Source organism: Priestia sp. P5_B4 (assembly GCF_056400385.1).
Genome location: NZ_JBFULJ010000572.1, coordinates 1 through 2481 on the forward strand (window position 1 = coordinate 1; position 2481 = coordinate 2481).

At 37.9% G+C, this 2481-nt stretch carries 2 protein-coding genes; both read right to left on the reverse strand.

The window, feature by feature from the left end:
• The coding region (locus AC1DRF_RS23105) for a S66 peptidase family protein (RefSeq protein ID WP_477741788.1) at positions 1–766 on the reverse strand (766 nt) is incomplete at its 3' end.
• Positions 767–854: 88 nt separating this feature from the next.
• Positions 855–2480, reverse strand: a complete 1626-nt coding sequence (locus AC1DRF_RS23110; RefSeq protein ID WP_477741789.1) for a peptide ABC transporter substrate-binding protein — start codon at positions 2478–2480, stop codon at positions 855–857.
• Position 2481 lies beyond the last annotated feature (1 nt).

The window sequence follows — 2481 nt, forward strand, 5'->3', positions numbered from 1 at the left end:
CTTCTAAAGAAAGCGACTCTGTACGTTTTTTAGGATAGCAGTTATGAAAATCTCCGATAATAATTCCCGCTGCATCCTGCAGTTTATTGGCCATATACAGCTGTGTCATCATGCGGTCAATTTCATACGGCTCTTCATCAATATCTTCAATAAATAAAATTCGATTTTTTGTATCTAGTTCAAATGGTGTGCCAAGCGTGCTTACCAGCAAAGTCAGATTTCCTCCTATCAGCTGACCAGTTGCTTCTCCTTCACAAATGGTGTCGAGGGGACTAATTTGATCCGTATAGCACAAAGAACGGTGAGAAAATAATTGATAAAAAGCTTGCTTCGTCTCTATATGAACATCTTCTTTTCCGAGATCCGACGAAAGCATTGGCCCGTGAAAGGTAACCAAACCTGTGCGCTGATGAATAGCCGTATGTAAAAACGTAATATCGCTATATCCCCAAAAAACCTTTGGGTTTCGCTTAATTAAATCGTAGTTTAATTGCGAGGCAAGTCTAGCAGTCCCGTAACCTCCGCATGCACAAATAATTGCCTTTACTTCCTTATTGGCAAACATCGCATGTATATCGGCTGCTCGCTGTTCATCAGTCCCTGCCAAGTACCCGTTTTTTTTATATAAATGCGCGCCTGTTACTACGTTTAATCCTATTTCCTTTAAATATTCTATTCCTTTTTTTAGATTGTGCTGATTAGGCGGACTAGCAGGTGCAATAACAGCTACTGTATCACCTTTTTGTAATGGTTTTGGTTTTATCATTTGTTACACTCCTTTTGTGTAAAGAAATGAAGAAAGTGAAACTTGGGTCAGAAGGGAATTGAAATCCCCTCTGACGAAAAGTTCCACTTTACTGTTTATCTGCCCACTTCAAATCTAAATAGCCAACAGGATGACGAACAATTCCAGATACGTTATCTTTGATTAAAAACACATAGTTGTAGAAATGGATAGGAATGATCGGCATCTCATCAAATAAAATACCTTCTGCTTTATACATAAGCTCAAAACGTTTTTTATTATCCGTTTCGTTCATAGCTTGTTTAATTAACTCATCATATTCTTTATTGCTCCAAGCTGTACGGTTCATTGAATGACCCGTCTGGAAGCTCTCTAAAAAGTTAATTGGATCTGCATAATCAGCTAAAAATGAACTTCGTGACAGCTGAAACTTTAACGCTTTTTGTTCTTCTTGGAAAACATTCCATTCCATATTGGCAAGCTTCACATCTACGCCTAGATTTTCYTTGAACATTTGCTGCAGTGCTTCTGCTATTTTTTTATGCGTATCGTCTGTACTGTATGTTAGCGTAATAGCTGGCAGCTTTTTATATCCTTCTTCTTTCATTCCTTTTTTCAGAAGTTCTTTTGCTTCTTTGCCATCTGTTTTTAATAAATCGCCGCCCGTTTTACGGAAATCCTTTCCATCTGCATCTTTAAATCCGTAAGATACGAACCCACGAGCTGGTTTTTCTTTATTCTTTGTAACAAAATTAACAATTTGATCTTGATCTACAGCCATTGCAAATGCTTTACGGATATTTTTGTTTTGAAAGGGCTCTTTATCTAAGTTAAAGCGATAGAAGTAAGTTCCCGCTTGGTCTTCGATATGAACATCTCCATCTTTCAGCAGCTTTTCACTTAAATCCGATGGAATTTCAGAAACATCTAGTTCTCCATTTTGATACATTTGATATTCTGTGTTTGTATTTTCAACAATTGCCCATTTTACCTTGTCGAGCTTTACATTTTCAGCATCCCAATACTGATCGTTTCTTTCCATGACTAGATTACTGTTATGCTTCCATTGAGTTAATTTGAAGGGACCATTCGCAACAAACGAATCTGCTTCTGCAAACCATTTCGGATTTTTTGTTGCTACTTTTTCATTAATTGGGAAGAACGCTGGATTGGAAACTACGCTTAAGAAATAGGCTTGAGGGCTTTTAAGCGTAACTTCAAAGATTTTGTCATCTAGCGCTTTTACCCCTACTTGATCAGCACTACCTTTACCCGTATTAAATTCTTCTCCACCTTGGATGAAATAACCTAAAAATGCCGCTGGTGAACCCGTCTTAGGATCTAAAAGCCTCTTCCAAGCAAATACGAAATCACTTGCTTTCACGTCATCTCCATTTGACCATTTAGCATCTTTTCGTAAATGAAACGTATAGACCTTTTTGTCCTTAGAGATATTCCATTTCTCGGCCATTGCTCCTTCAGGCTCATCGCTTTTTCCTAAACGAGTCAGCCCTTCCATTAAGTTATTAAGCATATTCCATGAATATGAATCAAATCCAATAGGTGGATCAAAAGACGTAGGTTCTGCGCCATTATTCATATAAAGGACCTTACCGTCTTCTTTTGCTGTACTGCTTTTCTTTTCTGGCTCCGCGCCTGAATCTTTTGTGGCCGTACAGGCAGCAAGTCCAAATATAAGTACACACATCATTAGTAAAGACCCTATTTTTTTCATC